The 17048-nt window shown below is 48.2% G+C and carries 16 protein-coding genes; 1 reads left to right on the forward strand and 15 read right to left on the reverse strand.

Features of this window, described 5'->3' with window-relative positions:
• Positions 1–20: 20 nt before the first annotated feature.
• Positions 21–593, reverse strand: a complete 573-nt coding sequence (locus E0496_RS34950) for a CDP-alcohol phosphatidyltransferase family protein (protein WP_141506588.1) — start codon at positions 591–593, stop codon at positions 21–23.
• A gap of 229 nt (positions 594–822) precedes the next feature.
• Between E0496_RS34950 and E0496_RS34955 the strand changes: the two genes are divergently transcribed.
• Entirely contained in the window at positions 823–3006 is a 2184-nt protein-coding gene (locus E0496_RS34955) for an Ig-like domain-containing protein (protein WP_206669944.1), read from the forward strand.
• Positions 3007–3256: 250 nt separating this feature from the next.
• Here E0496_RS34955 and E0496_RS34960 read toward each other — a convergent pair whose 3' ends face one another.
• The 14 genes from E0496_RS34960 to E0496_RS35025 form a co-directional block, all read right to left on the reverse strand.
• The gene (locus E0496_RS34960; protein ID WP_241675098.1) at positions 3257–3571 is read right to left on the reverse strand and encodes a DNA-directed RNA polymerase subunit beta; all 315 of its coding nucleotides are present in this window, start codon (positions 3569–3571) and stop codon (positions 3257–3259) included.
• A 16-nt stretch (positions 3572–3587) separates the two neighbouring features.
• A complete protein-coding gene (locus tag E0496_RS34965) occupies positions 3588–4430 on the reverse strand; it encodes a flagellar hook-basal body protein (protein ID WP_141506502.1) in 843 nt (280 codons plus the stop codon).
• A 33-nt stretch (positions 4431–4463) separates the two neighbouring features.
• Positions 4464–5327: a flagellar hook-basal body protein gene (locus E0496_RS34970; protein WP_141506503.1), complete on the reverse strand. Its 864-nt coding sequence runs from the start codon at positions 5325–5327 to the stop codon at positions 4464–4466.
• Between the two features lie 171 nt (positions 5328–5498).
• On the reverse strand, positions 5499–6491 hold the full coding sequence (gene mreB, locus E0496_RS34975; RefSeq protein WP_141506504.1) for a rod shape-determining protein: 993 nt from the start codon (positions 6489–6491) through the stop codon (positions 5499–5501).
• A gap of 124 nt (positions 6492–6615) precedes the next feature.
• The gene (gene spoIIID, locus E0496_RS34980; RefSeq protein WP_053373789.1) at positions 6616–6903 is read right to left on the reverse strand and encodes a sporulation transcriptional regulator SpoIIID; all 288 of its coding nucleotides are present in this window, start codon (positions 6901–6903) and stop codon (positions 6616–6618) included.
• Between the two features lie 188 nt (positions 6904–7091).
• A complete protein-coding gene (locus E0496_RS34985; RefSeq protein WP_141506505.1) occupies positions 7092–7835 on the reverse strand; it encodes a M23 family metallopeptidase in 744 nt (247 codons plus the stop codon).
• 82 nt (positions 7836–7917) lie between these two features.
• Entirely contained in the window at positions 7918–9108 is a 1191-nt protein-coding gene (spoIID, locus tag E0496_RS34990; RefSeq protein ID WP_241675099.1) for a stage II sporulation protein D, read from the reverse strand.
• A gap of 112 nt (positions 9109–9220) precedes the next feature.
• A complete protein-coding gene (locus E0496_RS34995) occupies positions 9221–10411 on the reverse strand; it encodes an ABC transporter permease (protein ID WP_141506506.1) in 1191 nt (396 codons plus the stop codon).
• The gene (locus E0496_RS35000) at positions 10353–11114 is read right to left on the reverse strand and encodes an ABC transporter ATP-binding protein (RefSeq protein WP_141506507.1); all 762 of its coding nucleotides are present in this window, start codon (positions 11112–11114) and stop codon (positions 10353–10355) included. Before E0496_RS35000 ends, E0496_RS34995 begins: the two co-directional genes overlap by 59 nt.
• Entirely contained in the window at positions 11111–12622 is a 1512-nt protein-coding gene (locus E0496_RS35005; RefSeq protein WP_161601677.1) for an efflux RND transporter periplasmic adaptor subunit, read from the reverse strand. The genes E0496_RS35000 and E0496_RS35005 overlap by 4 nt, the downstream gene beginning before the upstream one ends.
• A 233-nt stretch (positions 12623–12855) precedes the next feature.
• The gene (locus E0496_RS35010) at positions 12856–13806 is read right to left on the reverse strand and encodes a carbohydrate kinase family protein (RefSeq protein WP_141506509.1); all 951 of its coding nucleotides are present in this window, start codon (positions 13804–13806) and stop codon (positions 12856–12858) included.
• Between the two features lie 12 nt (positions 13807–13818).
• Positions 13819–15273 (reverse strand): glycoside hydrolase family 32 protein, encoded by a 1455-nt coding sequence (locus tag E0496_RS35015; RefSeq protein WP_194151621.1) that lies wholly within the window; start codon positions 15271–15273, stop codon positions 13819–13821.
• Between the two features lie 24 nt (positions 15274–15297).
• Positions 15298–16125, reverse strand: coding sequence for a carbohydrate ABC transporter permease (locus E0496_RS35020; RefSeq protein ID WP_141506510.1), 828 nt, complete (start codon positions 16123–16125; stop codon positions 15298–15300).
• A complete protein-coding gene (locus tag E0496_RS35025; RefSeq protein ID WP_141506592.1) occupies positions 16125–17009 on the reverse strand; it encodes a carbohydrate ABC transporter permease in 885 nt (294 codons plus the stop codon). Before E0496_RS35025 ends, E0496_RS35020 begins: the two co-directional genes overlap by 1 nt.
• Positions 17010–17048: the final 39 nt, after the last annotated feature.

The following is a 17048-nucleotide window of genomic DNA, read 5'->3' on the forward strand; positions in this document are numbered from 1 at the left end:
TATGTAGAAGCCTAGGATGATCACAAATGCCCAGTCGGCGTTTCCGCTGTAGGCTTGTTGAGCGCCTTAAACATTGCAATATACACAATGGAAGTAAAAAAGGAAAACGCAATGACTGCCCATAAATACGAGTGCGCATTGGGAACTTCAAAGAAAATTAACATAATCGCCCCATAAAACATTATGGTTGTGAGCTTTCCCATCCAATTCGCAGGCACCGTCTTTTTTCCCCGAAAATGAAAATACAATCCCCCCGCTATCATGCCCAGATCGCGCAAAAACATCGCTGCAGCAGCAGCCCATGAAATATGGCCGGAAATAAGCAGCGATCCGATAACGGTTATGAGCATTAATTTGTCAGCGAGCGGATCGAGCATCATGCCTAATCTGGTCACTTGGCCGCTTTTGCGAGCGATATAACCATCAAGCACATCGGTAACACCTGCTGCGACCATAATCAAAAAGGCTGGAATCATATGCCCTTTGGCAAACACCGCTATGTAGACTGGAATCAATACAAAACGCAATGATGTTAATAGGTTCGGCAGATTCAAACTCTCACGCTCCTCTACCTGTTGCTGACTATTCACCATGGTTCCCAACTATTATACAACTACCTCCCGTAAAAATAAAACTATCGCTAATCCTATGACTATAGAACTTAAGGGACAAACGGCTTGCTCTCGCGCTTAACAAAATTTTTATTGTTAGAAAATGGCATCGTTATTCATTTTCGGCTTCCATTTACCGTTATTAATAGAAGACCATTTACTTTAAACAAGAAAGGACAGGGATGTAGTGAATTTTAGTTTACGCTTTGGCATGTCGTTGAAAGATACTCGCAGGTGGTTAGCCGCTCTGCTCGCATTTGTACTTATTATGACTTCATTAACTAGCGTCGTGAACGCAGCAGAGGATACCGTAACCGGCATTGAATTTACTTACGATTCGTCCGATTACAACAGCAGCACATCATCGCTTCAAGCTTTCATTGAAGACGACAAAGTCAATTTATCCGTTTTTGCTTCCATCTCAGGATCTTCGTCAAAGAAGGATGTTACATCGGATGCAACATGGAAAACGTCCAACTCTGCGCTAGTCAAAGTTGAGAGCGGCATTATAACTGGTGTCGGTAAAGGAACCGCGACAGTGAGCGCTACTTATAAAGGCTTCACTATTTCCATCAAGGTTGCTTCTGATTATGTCTATGATTCAGTAACCCTTATGCAAAATGGCTTAACCGCGCCTGATAAGACCGATATCGAGATCGGGCAAGCGCTGAGCTTTAAATTGAACGGAACAAAATCAAATGTCTCAAAAGATATTACTGGTGATGCAGTATGGACAACTTCCAACTCGGCAATTGCTACCGTCGACGACGGAACCCTTACCTTGCTTGGTGTTGGTGCCATAACGATCACGGCAAAATACAAAGGAAAATCAGATGCCATCACTGTTACTGTCTCATCGCCTTACAAGTCCATCACGATAACTCCGGAAAAACCCGGTTCTCTAATCGAAATGGACATCGGCTCTGATGATCAAAAGCTGACCGCGACTGTTGCAGAAAAAACAGGCGGGACGCCTGTAGTGACAGATACAGCTACATGGACTAGCGCGAACGAAAAAGTCGCAACAGTCAAAAAAGGAATCGTCTCTGCCGTTGCCGCAGGAAAAACAACGATAACGGTGTCTTACAAGGGAGTTTCCTCAACAATTGATGTAGTGGTACGTACCGCTTACCAATCGATCAAGCTCTTACCAGAGAAGGAATACCACTTACTCTTGCAGGACACGCCTCTCCAAGTTACAGCCGAGGTGCTTAGCAATTCAAACGTTACCTTGCCCGTAACGAGTTCTGCTGAATGGACTTCCTCCAACGTTGTAGTTGCTACAGTTGATGGGGGTAAAGTCACTCCCAAAGCCGTAGGCACAGCTAAGATTACCGCAACCTACAAAGGAATTAGCCGCAGCATCGATATTACCGTATATCCAAGCATTACTGGAATTTCAATTGAAACGGAAACGATTGACGGATTCGTTGGCATCAGCGAGGATCTGCCTAAAGTAATGGCAACCACGTTCGACGGTACAAAGGTCGATGTAACCAAGCTTGCGACCTGGACAAGCGAAGATGAGAAGATCGCTGTCATCAAAGACGCGCAATGGTCTGCCAAAGCACTTGGCGAATCTGAGCTCACTGCAACTGTTCAAGGCTACAAGGCAAAAGTAGACCTGGTCGTTCACGTCAAGCCATTGAAACTTGTAGCCAGCGTAAAGGATCTTAGCATCATTTTAGGCAAAGAAACGCCTTTCCCGTCCGTTACAGTCATCAACGATGATGGTGAAGAGGAAGACGTTTCAAGCAGGGTTAAATGGAAAACGACGTCCGAAGATATAATCTTAAAAGATACTGTCATGAAGGGACTCGATGTATCCAGCGTTACGCTAACTGCCACTTACCTAACGAAGAGCGTCAGCGTAAAAGTGAAAATTGAGGAAGAAATCGTTAAGTTTGTCGTTGAACCGACGACGATCGAGCTATATCCAGGCAAGTCCAAATCAGTTAAGGTTACTGGTTATTATAAGAGCGGCAAACAAGTTTCCATAGGGTCGAAGATGAATTGGGAATCCGGCAATCCGAATGTTGCGAGCGTGAGCAGCACATCGGTTAAAGGCTCTGCAGTAGGTACAACCAAAATTTCGGGTACTTACCAAGGTCAAACCATCACCGTACCTGTCATCGTTTCTCAAAAGCTGAAATCACTTGTGCTTTCGACCAAGTCGGTACAACTTAGTGCTGGCGGCTCCTATTCTGCCAAGCTTCAGGCCAACTACACGACTGGCAATCCCGCTAACGTGACCGAAGATGCCGTATGGACATCCTCCAAAGTTAGCGTCGCTACGGTAGTAGCAGGAAAAATCGTTGCTGTTGGCAAAGGCTCAGCATCCATTAAAGCAACCTATGCAGGCAAAAGCGTAACGATTCGTGTAACCGTAAAATAAGAATGAGCATTCAAGGTGAAATGGCTGTCGCCGTCCTCTGGCGGCGCGGCGCGTTTCATTCCGAGAAATAGAGAGAAAGGATGGCGAAATCATATCCTTTCCTATATTTCAAAAAAAGCAGACCACGGGACATAACCGTGATCTGCTTTTTTTTACTTTGTACCATGTTCACATCTTATTCGAAGAAAAAAAAGAGCTGTTCAAAGAGCAGCTAATTCTGCTTTCTGAGCAACCCTCTATTGTATAATGACTAAGCGTCGGCAAAAATCAAATCATAGATATGCTGCCATGTGCCCCAGCTAAACACTTCATCCTCAGGCTGCTTGCCCACAACAACATAACCAATATATAGTCCTGCCACAAGCATAATCACCATGATGAGCGGTACGATACTCTTGCGCAAAAACCACAACAGTATTCTTACCCCTTTGGGCCGTTGCTTCTTCTTGACGCTTCCGTTCGTCTTTGCGCGACTAGCGCGCTTCTTCTTCTCGGAGCCGCCCTCATCCGCTTGACTCCCGAATCCGCTTGATTCACGGTCGATTCGTTCATCGGCCATACTCATTAACATCATCCTATCCTTATGCGCGCAGCCCGTTGGTAAGGCTCATCATCGTATCACTTGACGACAACGCTCTAGCTGCCAATTGATAAGCCCGCTGCACATTAATAAGCTCGGTCATCTCATCCGTAAGCTGGACATTCGATTGCTCCAAGGAGCCTTGGCGCAATGAAATGAGATTTTCCGAATCTGGTACGATCTGCTGCACCACGTCACCTGTATTAATTCCGTTCGCAACAACAAACAGGTTGTCAGAAACCGCAGTGAGCGCTGCTGGGCGTGAAGCCTTCAGCAGCTTGATGCTTCCAAGCTCAACCGTTCGATCGGAGGAAACTCCGAGCACCGTTCCATCCGTATTTACACGGAGACTAAAGCCTTGCGGCAATACGATATTGCCCTCTACTATACGGTTAGTCAGAGGCTCTCTCACGTTAGCGACAACCGGATAGCCATCCTCTGTTGCCAAAATCGTATCACCGTTTGCACCGACCGTCAACTGAAACGCCCCATTACGCGTATAAGCGCGATTTCCGGCACCGTCCACTTCAACTTCAAACAAGGCATTTCCTTCGATAGCGATATCCGTATCCTTATCCGTGCCTTGCAGAGGTCCTTGTGAGAGGTTAGGCTGTATCGCTGTCATCCGCGAGCCCCAGCCTTGCGTGAAATCCATAGGCGTAAGCCGCCCCGGCTGGTTGAACGCCTCAGGCTGGCTTCTGAGATTTGTCAGAAGATCCTCAAAGGTAGCTTCTTTGCGTTTGTACCCTACAGTATTTACGTTAGCTATGTTATCCGCGAGCAAATCTAGCTTTTGCTGAAGCCCGTTCATTGATACCATAGCATTAATCATTGAGCTGTTCATTGTTCGTGCACCTCCGCTGCTTTAAGCCTCATGCTACACACGACCTACGTCATTCACCGCTTTGCTCAAGCTTTGATCATAAAATTGAATAACCTTCTGGTTGGCTTCATAGGCACGAAGGGCCGACATCAGATCAACAGCCGCCTGGGCTACATCCACGTTCGAGCGTTCCACATAACCCTGTCTAACTTCAACACGCTCGTCCGCTGCGATCGCTACAGCCTCGCCCTCTTCACCCGAGAAGCGAAAGCTGCCGTTACCTTCGCGCACAAGAAGATTCGGATTATCAATACGGCTGATCAACATTTGAACGCCAATATCCTCGCCATTTGCATCTATAAAACGCTGATCACGAGTCAAAATCAAGCTATCCAGACCTACGCCAGCAGGCATCTGGATCGGCTGCCCGTCCGTTCCGAGTACACTGGAGCCATCGCTTGCCATAAGGAAGCCATCCTCCGTTAACGTGAATTTCCCGCCCCGGGTATACCGTGTTTCACCGTTTTGATCCTGTATCGTAAAAAACGCTTGCGGCTGGAACGTAACTTCACCATCAGGGCCTACATTTTTACCTGATGCATCAAAAGACAAGCCATTCAAATCAATATTCGAAATCAAGGCAAAATCAGATGAGTTATTCGTCTGCGTCAAATCGCCTTGCAGATGGATAGACAAGCTTTCCTCCGCAAACACGCCATTTGTCAATTTGCCGATCTGTTTAAAATTTTCTTCGCCTGCTCCCGTCAATGACAGCATCATCTCTGGAAAAGAACGCGTAACCGCATTGGTTTGCTTATAACCAGGCGTATTTATATTTGAAATATTATTGGTTACCGTATCATGCCGGCGCTGCTGAGAAATCATGCCTGATGCTGCGGTATATAATCCTCTTAACATCGTTGTTACCTCCTTGGCCGCTTCCAATCGAACTTACCTATATATGTTATCGGTTGAAAGCAAGGCTGGCTGAATAGCTTGTCCATGCGACCAATGACTCATTTACGCCTCGGCTACGCCCCCCTAAGGCTCCCTACCCGCGCATATGAAACTTACTGGCCGCTGTTGCCCCTACTTCTTTCCGAGCTTGTCCAAGTTATCTAAGAGGATTCCAGTCCCTTTGACTACACAATGCATAGGATCTTCCGCAATAAGGACCGGTACCTTGAGCTCTTCCGCAAGAAGTGAATCAAGCCCATCCAGCAAAGCTCCCCCACCGGTCAAAATAACGCCGCGGTCAATAATATCCGCCGAAAGCTCTGGCGGCGTACGCTCAAGCACCGACTTGGCAGCTGAGACGATCGACATAATCGGATCCCACAACGCTTCGCGGATCTCTCCTGAACGAATCGTAAGCGTAAGCGGCAGCCCGGAGACCATGTCCCGCCCGCGAATATCAAGCTCTTCTTGGCGGCCATATTCCAGTACTGTTCCAATCTTGATTTTGATATCCTCACTTGTTCTTTCGCCAATAAGAAGCTTGTACTTACTTTTGATAAACTTCATAATGGCATCGTCGAACTTGTCCCCTGCAACCTTAATCGAAGAGGCGGTAACAACGTCACCCATGGAAAGAACGGCCACGTCTGTCGTGCCCCCGCCAATGTCTACGACCATATTGCCGCTAGGCTGGAAAATATCCATTCCAGCCCCGATAGCGGCAGCCTTCGGTTCATCCTCAAGAAACACTTCTTTCGCGCCGCTGCGTTCTGCAGCCTCGCGAATCGCCTTTTGCTCAACCGAAGTGATGTTCGTCGGCGCGCAAATAAGAATTCGGGGACGGCTAAACCACTTCCGTCCCTCGACACGGTCAATAAAAGCTTTCAACATAATTTCAGTAATCTCAAAATCCGCAATAACACCGTCACGCAGCGGACGAATCGCTATAATATTGCCAGGCGTTCGGCCTACCATTCGGTGGGCTTCCTCGCCAACAGCGAGTACGCGCTTCGAATCGCTTTCAATCGCTACGACTGATGGCTCATCGAGTACAACGCCTCTTCCTTTCACATGAATGGAAACATTGGCTGTGCCCAAATCAATCCCAATATCCTTGCTCAACATAAGGCTTAAGTCCCCCAACGAATAATAATTACAAAACGTACGTTTGGTTCCCATGACGCAGAAACCGCTAACGTTCATTATTCGCCAAATAAGACAAAATTCCTCTATAATTCGAGAAAAAACTTCATAACTTTCCTGCTGCAAGCACTTCGCGTTTCTTTGTGCTCGTTTTCTTATATTTTATCTTGGTCGCTTCTCCTCCCCTTAAGTGGCGAATGGATTTGTGGTACTCGAGAATGTGCTTTACCTGATCAGCCAAATCGGGGTTTATTTCAGGAAGCCGCTCAGTTAAGTCCTTATGCACCGTGCTTTTGGATACACCGAACTCCTTGGCAATCGTTCGCACCGTGTGCTTCGTTTCCACGATGCAGCGGCCTATTTTAATGGTTCGCTCCTTAATGTAATCGTGCACGTTCCCGCCTCCCTACTCGAGATAGTTTGGTACATTATATGAGTAGGTCACGTATATATTCGTTGTGGTCAAGCCTAACAAGCCTGAATGTGAATAAATTTTCATAAAAACGAAAAACAGGCAGGGATTTGACCCCTGCCTGTACGTCTAAAGACCTATTTTTTTGGAAGCTGTTTCGCTTGTGCCATTTACTCCACGATCAACGAGCTTGGATTAATCGCCTTGCCGTTGTTCAATATTTGGTAATGCAGGTGGATGCCGAGATCACGCTCAAGCTCGTTGCGGCCTGCTTTGGCAATAATGGTTCCTTGTTCAACGTCATCGCCTTCTTCCACCGCGATATCCGCTAAGCTTTGATACACGGTCACGAGACCGCCTTCGTGCGTTATTTCAACGATGTTGCCATTCGTCGGGTGCTGCTCAACATGGGTTACTTTACCAGATAATGCGGCAAGCACGTCAAACGTTTTTCCATCCGGATCTGCAAAATCCATGCCCATGTGCGGGGAGAAGCTGGTTCCGGTTTGCACCACAGCGGCTTCTCTTTCTTCATCTGTTGCTTTCTCATCATAGAACGGAAGCTCGACTTGCAATGCAGCCTTGTCAGTCAAAGGCCATTTCATTTGCTCGCCGCCGGCAATGACCGGAAGTGTATCCTCGCCCTTGCCTTCTGGTGCAGTAGCTTCTTCACCTTGTGAAACTTCAGTGGTATCGGTTTTTCCTGTTGTAGGTTTGCTCGTCTGATCCGCTCCCTGATAGATCCACATTAAGGTTACGATAATTGCTGCCGCGGCCATGAAGATTGCTGGAGATACCCATCGCTTTGCAAAAAGGTTCTTCCATCCACTGCTAGATTTGGCGGCAGACGTTCCTCCCAGAACTGTTTTGGGAGTTTCTTCTGGTTTTTGCTTCGGTTTGTTTTGATCATTCATTTTCTATCACCTCACTAGCCATTGTTGCCAGTTCTGCTAGGTTTATACGTGAGGGTCCTATAAAATAATGAAAGAGTTTAAACTACGAGTGGCTTGCGACCAAGTTCGGAAGCTTCGAAGCTTGCTCCACCTGAACGCTAGAGTAATAATGAGTTAAAATATCCTCGGCGCTTGCCCCCGCTTCAGCCATGCCGTTTGCCCCCCATTGGCTCATGCCGACGCCATGTCCATAGCCATAAGTAGTAATCGAAATTATATTCCCCTTAATGCTCCAGATGAATTGAGAGGAAGCCAAGCCCAGTTTCTCTCTCACTTCTCTTCCTGTTAGCGTCGTCTCTCCTATTGCAATTTTACTAACGCGGTTGCCCTCCGTTTTCTCTATTACGCGGATGGATAATTTGGAAGCTTGCTTCTTGGATAAACCAAGCTTGCTGTAGAAGTCTTTGAGAGAGAGCTTCACTGTCTCTTTATACTTAGGAGAGATCGCCTGATCCCACGGACTCGCTACGCTTCGTAGATAGGGTATTTTCTGCTGCCAATAATCCTCTGAATTTTCGGTGTAGCCATTGCTTGTTGAGAAAAAGGCAGCGTCGATCGGTTCACCTTGATACGTTATGATTATGCCTTTTGTCTGTTCAATCGCATCGTTCAGCTTGCCTATGTTCGACTTCTGTTCATCTCCGCTCCACTTCTCTGCGAGCGCCGACAACGAAATATAAACCTGATGCTCGGTCGTATCGGTCACGTCCGCGCCCTTCACTGGCACTCCGCTGTCATTTCCCTGAACCATTCTGCGTACCATATAAGTCCGTGCTGCGATCGCTTGCGCCTTAAGCGCCTCCAGCTCAAAGCCAATGGGCATTTCTGCAGCCACAACCCCGCGCACATAAGTTTCTAACGGAACACTCTCGATTCGTTTTTGCTTCGTTAGATAAACCCGCACAACAAGATGTTCTAGTGCATCCTGCTCTTTCGTAGCGGTTTCCTCGCCTATCGCTGACTTCTCCCCGCCCTGCGCTGCGATACTGCCTAAAGATGGAGACAACCTTGCGTCTTTCTCCTTCGTGCCGGCAGTGCCTTCCGTGAGATTCACTTTCGCACTGCCATCCTCATAGGAACGCGCCTGAACCTCATTCAGTTCGTTCAGTGAGAGCCTTACAAGCAGTATGGATGCACCCATCATAGCACCGACAGCAAACCAAGCCGCTCCTCTGCTTGTCCGCAAACCTTGCAGCAAATCAACGATTGAAAACTTCCCTGCCTTTCGTCTCATGAGCTCTCCTTCCACCGTGACCATTAAGAGAGCAGCTATCCCGCCACTCTCTCAAACCAGTCTTGATGGTTCATTCTATGAGCCAAAATAATAGGGTAGAACCGTTTCATGGCTAATCGTGGCGAAGCGCGTCAACCGGACGCAGACTAGCTGCTTTGTTCGCGGGCAAATAACCAAATACCACGCCAACAAATGCAGAGAATAAGAAGGCTACTCCGACCGTGTCTAAAGGAACCTCAGTTTCGGTTTTCATAACTACGCCTATAATAAACGAAGCAACATAGCCAAGTCCGATGCCGAGTGCGCCCCCCAGGCCGCTTATGCATACCGCCTCTACTAAAAACTGAAACAGAATGTCTCGTTTCTTCGCCCCTAAGGACTTGCGAATGCCTATCTCTCTCGTCCGCTCCGTTACGGACACGAGCATGATATTCATAATGCCGATTCCACCTACAATTAACGAAATGATGGCCACGTAGATCAACTGCCTATTCATCGTTTCATTCACCGAGTTTAGCGTCTTCATCGCTTCCTCTTGATTGAGCACCCGGTAAGCATTCTCGTTGCCGCGGAATTTCTCATAGAGAACCGCTTCCACCGCTGTTACGGTTGCAGACATTAGACTTGTGTCGGATACGATCAGGTTAATGGTAGATACGCCGCTGGTTTGAAACACTTTTTGCGCTGTCGTAACCGGAATTAATATTTTCTCATCATTCGAGCCTGTGAGCGAGCTGCCTTGCGATTCAAGCAATCCGACAATCGTGAAAATATATCCATTAATCGTGATCTTCTTGCCTACTGCCGCAGAAGGGTCCTCGCCCTCATCCTCAAATAAATCCGTAGCGGTGTCTACTCCGATCAGAGCGACCTTCGTATTGTTTTTAATATCGGGAGCAGCGATATACCTCCCGTCCTGTACCGGGAATTCCTTTACCTTCTCATAGGCGGCTGTGATTCCCTCCACAGTAACAGACACTTGTGTTTTCCCATATTTAGCATACCCCGTAGCACTTGTTACCGGTGCTACTCCTGCCACATTCATAACATCGCCAAGCTCGTTTGCTTCATCTACGGACAAAGTGGTTACCGTTCCCCGTCCAAGAATCGTTACTGACAACGAATTCGGACTCCCGAGGGAAGAGACCTGCTTGGCAACCTCGTTAGAGGATGCCTTCCCCATAGCAACAAGCGCGATGACTGTTGCCACACCGATCAAAATACCAAGCATGGATAATACGGTTCTAAGCTTGTTGGACAAGACGCTCTTCACTGCCATCTTGAGGCCCTGCGTAAGTTTCATCGCTGTTCCTCCTTTCCTGCTCCGTCAACACCCCGTCCCGTATAATGACCGTACGCCTGGCCCGCTTCGCTACCTCCATGTCATGCGTAATCAGGACGATTGTCTGACCCGCGCGGTTGAGTTCCTCCATCATGCTGAGTACTTCCATCCCCGTCTTGGAATCCAGCGCCCCCGTGGGTTCATCGGCAAGCAGCATTGGCGGATTAGTCGCAAGCGCCCGGGCAATCGCCACACGCTGCTGCTGTCCTCCCGAGAGCTCATTTTGCCGATGATGCATCCGTTGTCCAAGCCCAACCCGCTCCAGCGCTTCCATCGCTCGCTGTTTTCTTTCTTTGCCAGGCAGTCCCCGGTAAATCAGCGGAAGCTCACAATTCTCCAATGCGGAAAGCTTGGGAAGCAGATGATAGCCTTGAAAAATAAAGCCGATCTTCTTATTGCGCATTTCCGTCAGCTTATTGTCGCTTTGGCCCATGATCTCCAATCCTTCAAGCTTGTAGCTTCCTTCACTCGGTAAATCGAGACAGCCGATAATATTCATTAATGTTGATTTCCCGGACCCGGATGGGCCAACAATGGCCAGAAAATCACCATGGGCAACCTTCAAGGATACTTCATGCAAAACCGTCGTTTTTTCCCGGGCCATCATATATGATTTTGACACTTTACTCATCTCAATAAGAGGAACATTAGCATTTGTAGTCATCGCGAGCCACCTGCGGTGCCGCGAGTTGCGCCACCGCCGCCGCTCATGCCTCCCATGCCGCCTCCAGTACCCATGCTTCCACCGCCAGGAAAGCCCATACCGCCTCCAGGGAAGCCGCCTTGCTGCATGTTCGTCTCTTCAACACCTGTTCCCATACCTACTGTTCCTTGAGCAAGGGGAATAAGAACGCTGGCTCCCTCCTTCAGTCCGGAAACAATCTCTACAAAGTTCTCGTCGCTCAGACCTGTCGTCACCTCAACAAGCTGTCCACCCAGCGCATCTGCCATTTGGCCTCCGGTGCGTCCGCCTGCCGCAAAGCCGCCCTGACCTGCTGCTCCATCTCCCGTACGGGCCTGACCGCCTTCCGCCGTCGCCTGTCCTGCCGCCGCGGTTCCTCTTGCTCCTCCATACTGCCTCGTTCCAGAAGCTCCGTCTCCTTGTGCCGGTGCTTGCTGCCCAGTCGCTCCACTACCTTGTCCGGTCGCAGCCCCATGCTGTCCGCCTGCTGTTCCACCTTGCCCGCCTGACCTGCCAGGCTGCTGACCGCTCCCGGTCGAGGCACTTCCACTATTTTCAGCTGGCACGCGCACAAAAGATCTTGTTCCCATTTCAACAACCGCGTTAACAGGAACGAGAATGATATTTTCCTTGGATTCGATTGTAATCGCCGCTTCACCGGACATGCCCACCATAACGCCTTCAATGTCATTAAGTAGGATGTTTACCGAAAACGCAGATGAGCCATTGCTTGAAGTTCCTTCCTTCGCAATCTCGGATACGGTCGCTTCAATAGTCCGGTCTGCAATCGAGCTTAAGGTAATCGCCGCCGCCTGACCTAACTTTACCGAAGAAATATCTAGCTCATCCACCGAAGTGACAAACTCCAGCGCCGTATAATCGACAATAGAGGCAATCGTCGTGTTGGCATTCACCTCATCGCCAACCTCGATGCTCATTTCCGTAATCTCCCCGTCAATGGACGCGGTCACTGCTTTTTCCTCTTTCGCTTGCTCTTCGTAGATTTTTGCCAGCTGGTCCTCATAGTCTGCTATGTCTGAATTGGCATTATCCATATTTTTCTGAAGCGATTTTTTAGTCACCTCTTCATTTTCGGTGCCGGTCGCTTCCTTATAGCTTTCTTGATATTCAACTATAGATTCTTCCAGCTTTGTAATGCTTTTTTGAATCGAAGTTATTTTATCCTCATTATCATCGGCAGCCTCAAAAGTAACCAAAATTTGTCCTGCTTTAATTTTATCGCCTAATTTCACATTCACCGTAGCAATGGTGCCACTTTTGCCTGCTGTTACCGTTTCCCGTGAGTTAGCAGCCACGGAACCCGTCCCGCTGATTTGTTTGACGATAGATCCTTTAGTCGCCGTTACCGTTCGAGATGTTGCCGTTGCTCCCGCCGCTTCTTTGTCCTTGGCAAAATAAAAATAATAAGCGCCTGTTCCAGCTGCAGCCAAAATAATCAAAATGCTGAGCCCTATCGTCCATTTCTTCATGTACTGTAGTCCACCCTCCATCGGTCATTATAAAACCGAATATAGCATGCAAAAATGAACGCTACATGAACAAGCAACCCTATACCGCGATTCAAAGACAAGGTCACAGATGTGCTTAAACCATCCATCCAGCCATGCTGCTTAGGCAAGTTCCCATAAAAAAGAGCACTGTCCTCCCTCCCGCTCAAAGCGGCTGGAAAGAACAATGCTCTTCTTTTATTATTCACACATTTTCACAAAGAAGGAAGCTCATGCAATGCAGGCAATGAAGAGATGGCTCCTGCTCGCGTAGTTGTTAAAGCAGCGGCCGCATTTGCGAATGTCAGTATGCGCAGCGCCCTGGCCTCATCTAGCCCCAAAGCTGTTCCTTCATTTACTAGAAGCTGATACAGCAGCGCGCCGATAAAAGCATCGCCAGCACCCGTCGTATCCGCAACAGTTACCTTTTGCCCAGGGACGGACACTTCATAAGAGCGTGTATGCCACGCTGCCCCTTCCGATCCGCGAGTATAGACGACTGCTTGCACATCGCCAACGAACAGGGAAGCAATCGCATCCTTCTCGTCTTCAATTCCCGTAATAAACGCCAGCTCGTCCGAGCTGATCTTCACCAAATGGCTCAAAGGAATGAACTGCAATATTGTTTGCCTGCACTCCTCCTGATCCATCCAAAGCGGAAGCCTTACGTTAGGATCGAAGCTGATGAAACCACCAGCAGCCTTCATCGCTTCAATAGCCTTGAGATGCGCATATTTTACGGGAGCTTCGATCAGATCTACCGAGCAGTAGTGCAAAATATCGCCGGCTGCAAACCAGTTCCCATCAATCTCATCCGCTGAAAGCAGCATATCCGCGCTTGGGTTCCGGTAAAAAGAAAAGTCACGGTCTCCGTCCGCCTTTAAGCTCACAAACGCTAAAGCGGTATTGGCTTCCTTCGTGCGAAAAACACGGCTGGTATCCACTCCCGCTTGCTCCATCGTCTCAATCAGAAAATCGCCGAAAGCATCCATACCCAGCTTCCCTATAAATGAGCTGCTCCCTCCAAGCTTAGCTACCGCGCAGGCAACATTGGCGGGAGCACCGCCTGCTTCCTTCGTAAAGCCGGCAACATGCTTCAGCTCAATTCCACGCGCATCCGGAATAAAATCAATTAACGCTTCCCCAATGGTAAACAGCTTTGGCAATTTACGCCCCTCCTACTTCATATCCCATTTTTTAAAGGATACCATAGAACATGCTCCTTCGGCATACGCTTGAATGCCCAGCGAATCGGTACCCGGATAAATTCGGCCGGTCATGACCTTCTCGCCGCCCTGTATAAATACCTCAACGGAGGATTTGTCTACGAAAATGTTCAAAGCAAGCAATCCATCCTTAAGAAGAACTTTCGTTCTGCGCTCGCCGCCCAGCCCGATGCCGGATTGATCACGATTAAACCGAAAAAGCCCATCATCCTGCCGGTAAGAAAGAACCGTCTCCTCATCGCCGCTCACCCGCAGCTTCAACCCAAACTCCACTGCCTGCCCCGCCTCGAACACAACCTCCAGCTCGTAGCAGTCTCCGCGGACTTCCATATCCCGAACACCTGACAACGGAATGCCGCTTGCCTCGTACCCATTGCGACGGTATGCTTTCATTTCCTCCAGCGGCTTGAATGCTAACGATTCTCCTTGCAAAATAACCTCGCGCGGCATCGTCATCGCACCTGCCCAGTAATGGCCCAGCTGTGTCGGAATCTCGCTTTCCCATGTCTCCATCCAGCCCATAATAATACGTCGTCCCTTTAAGTCGACCGTGGTCTGCGGAGCATAGAAATCAAAGCCATAGTCCACCGGCTCATACCGATCATAAGTAAAGCTGCCTTGCCCCACAACCAAACGTCCGATCATATAGGTGGTTGAATGCAGGTTTTGGTAGTCATCCCCTTGCGAAGGCATCCGCTGAGGCGACATCACAAGCACGTCGCGACCGCCCAGCTCGAACAAATCCGGGCATTCCCAGTTGTCACCGAGCTGTCCGTCGCTGCGAGCGATTTCGCCTGCAAAGCTCCAATTCACAAGATCATCTGAACGGTATAACAAAATAAGCCCATTGCCCTGACCATCATTGGAGCCTAATACTGCATAATAAGCCCCATCGCGCTCAAACAGCTTCGGATCCCGAAAATCCTTCTGGCTCAGGCCAGCAGGCATTTGGTCCGGACCGATAACCGGATTGCTTGCCAATTTCTCAAAATGGATACCGTCCTCAGATACGGCTATATTTTGATTTTGACGGTAGTCATGATCCTTGTCAGGACCGGTAATCAAATGGCCGGTATACATCAAATACAGCTTTCCGTCCCTCTCAATAGCACTCCCAGAGAAGCAGCCGTCGCTGTCATAAGCCTGATCTGGTGCAAGCGCAACAGGCAGGTACCTCCACGTAATCAGATCGCGGCTCACCGCATGGCCCCAATGCATGGGTCCCCATACCGGCTGGTAAGGATAATGCTGGTAGAACATATGGTATTCGCCATTAAAATAAATAAATCCGTTCGGATCGTTCATCCAGCCAAACTCGCCCATGAGATGAAAGGCAAGCCGATACTCTTCCTTCATTAAATACTTTCGTTCGGCAATAAATGTGTCGGCATTTTCTCTCGTGTACAAAATAAAGCATCCAACCCTTACTTATTATTTGATGGAGCCTTGCATAACCCCTTGAATAATATATTTCTGCGCGAATAAGTAAACGACCAATACAGGCAATATCGTCAGCATTAGTCCCGCCATAAGCGGTCCGTAATCCACCGTGTACGTCCCAAAGAAATAGAACGTTGACAGCGGAAGCGTGCGCTCGTCGGGAGAAATCAGTACCAGTGACGGCAACAGAAAGTCGTTCCAGATCCACAGCACATTCAATATCGCAATCGTCACCGTCGTCGGAGCAAGCACCGGGAAAACAATGCGAAAAAACGTCTGCGTCCTCGTACAGCCATCAATTAGCGCCGCTTCTTCCAGCTCCGCAGGAATGCTCTTCACAAACCCGTGATAAATAAAGACCGCAAGCGGGCTGCCAAATCCGGCATACATATAAATAAGTGCCCATTTGCTGTTCAGGAAACCGATCGAACCATATATTTTGACCAAAGGAATCATAATCGCTTGAAAGGGAATGATCATGGCCGCAACCATAAGAAAGAAAGTATATTGATTCAGCTTCGTCTGATTTCTCACGAAATAATGTGCCGTCATAGCCGCCAAAAAAGAGATCAATACGACGCTAACGACCGTGATCACAACCGAGTTTGAAAAAGCGGAAACATACGACATTTTGCCAAAAGCATTCGTATAATTAGCAAAGCTGAAGCTATCCGGCAAAGACAGCGGGCTTGAGGTGATTGCCTTATTTTCCTTAAAGGAGTTCACCAATAACATGGCAAAAGGAAAAATAAACAGCACTAGGCAAATAAGAAGAGCAATGAATTTCGTAAAGGCCAGCGCCCCGTTCCGATTCTCCATTATGCTTCCACCTCCAGCTTCTTGCTAAAGTAAACCTGTGCAATCGTAATGGTAGCCACAAGCAGGAACAGAACAAAAGCCTCTGCCTGGCCTACACCATAGTCTCTCGACAGAAATGCCTTCTCGTATACGTGCATGGATACCATCTCCGTGCTCTTGAATGGTCCTCCCTTGGTTAAGGAAAGGTTCAAATCATAGACCATGAAGCAGCGCTGCAGCGATAAGAAAATACATACGATAAAGGACGGTACCATGAGCGGTAAAATCATTTTTCGCATTTTCGTCCAAAGGCTCGCTCCATCGATGCTGGCCGCTTCTAAAATATCCTTTGGCACATTCATCAGCCCAGCTACATAAATGACCATCATATAACCCGCATACTGCCATACCGTTACGATAATCATAGACCAGAACGCCTTATCGGGATCAGCCAGCCAGGAAGCGCTGAACAATGGGATATTCAGCTCCTTGCCTACATACACAAAGACATTAGAGAAAATAAACTGCCATACAAAGCCAAGAACAATGCCGCCCACCAGGTTAGGAATAAAGAAGCCTGCTCTAAAAATGCTTTGTCCCTTCAAACCGCTAGTCAGCACATAGGCTAACAAAAAAGCCACGATATTAATAAGGGCTACGGAAATAAACACATATTTCAAGGTCAGTAAAAAGGATTGCCAAAATACGGTGTCCTTAAATACTGATACATAGTTTTCAAAGCCAACTAAGCTGCTGGAGGTCGAAATGCCATCCCAGTTCGTAAAGGTCAAATAGATGCCATACAGGAAAGGAATAATCATTACAGCAAGAAAAGCAAACAAAGTAGGTCCGGTAAACAGCAGCCGCAATCGCAAGCGATTCCACAGCCCTTTTTCCGTTATCATCATGATCCCTCGCATTCATGCATGGATTGTGTCGATCAA

It is taken from the genome of Paenibacillus luteus (genome assembly GCF_006542765.1).
Lineage (GTDB): Bacteria > Bacillota > Bacilli > Paenibacillales > Paenibacillaceae > Pristimantibacillus > Pristimantibacillus luteus.

What these genes read in the sequence shown, in the direction of transcription:
- E0496_RS34985 (WP_141506505.1), bottom strand. Translation starts at nt 7,835, where the DNA reads ATGAATGATCAAAACAAACCGAAGCAAAAACCAGAAGAAACTCCCAAA.
- E0496_RS34965 (WP_141506502.1), bottom strand. Translation starts at nt 4,430, where the DNA reads ATGAACAGCTCAATGATTAATGCTATGGTATCAATGAACGGGCTTCAG.
- E0496_RS34950 (WP_141506588.1), bottom strand. Translation starts at nt 593, where the DNA reads ATGGTGAATAGTCAGCAACAGGTAGAGGAGCGTGAGAGTTTGAATCTG.
- E0496_RS35005 (WP_161601677.1), bottom strand. Translation starts at nt 12,622, where the DNA reads ATGAAGAAATGGACGATAGGGCTCAGCATTTTGATTATTTTGGCTGCA.
- E0496_RS34955 (WP_206669944.1), top strand. Translation starts at nt 823, where the DNA reads ATGTCGTTGAAAGATACTCGCAGGTGGTTAGCCGCTCTGCTCGCATTT.
- E0496_RS34995 (WP_141506506.1), bottom strand. Translation starts at nt 10,411, where the DNA reads ATGAAACTTACGCAGGGCCTCAAGATGGCAGTGAAGAGCGTCTTGTCC.
- E0496_RS34970 (WP_141506503.1), bottom strand. Translation starts at nt 5,327, where the DNA reads ATGTTAAGAGGATTATATACCGCAGCATCAGGCATGATTTCTCAGCAG.
- E0496_RS35020 (WP_141506510.1), bottom strand. Translation starts at nt 16,125, where the DNA reads ATGGAGAATCGGAACGGGGCGCTGGCCTTTACGAAATTCATTGCTCTT.
- E0496_RS35025 (WP_141506592.1), bottom strand. Translation starts at nt 17,009, where the DNA reads ATGATAACGGAAAAAGGGCTGTGGAATCGCTTGCGATTGCGGCTGCTG.
- E0496_RS35000 (WP_141506507.1), bottom strand. Translation starts at nt 11,114, where the DNA reads ATGACTACAAATGCTAATGTTCCTCTTATTGAGATGAGTAAAGTGTCA.
- E0496_RS34960 (WP_241675098.1), bottom strand. Translation starts at nt 3,571, where the DNA reads ATGAGTATGGCCGATGAACGAATCGACCGTGAATCAAGCGGATTCGGG.
- spoIID (WP_241675099.1), bottom strand. Translation starts at nt 9,108, where the DNA reads ATGAGACGAAAGGCAGGGAAGTTTTCAATCGTTGATTTGCTGCAAGGT.
- mreB (WP_141506504.1), bottom strand. Translation starts at nt 6,491, where the DNA reads ATGTTGAGCAAGGATATTGGGATTGATTTGGGCACAGCCAATGTTTCC.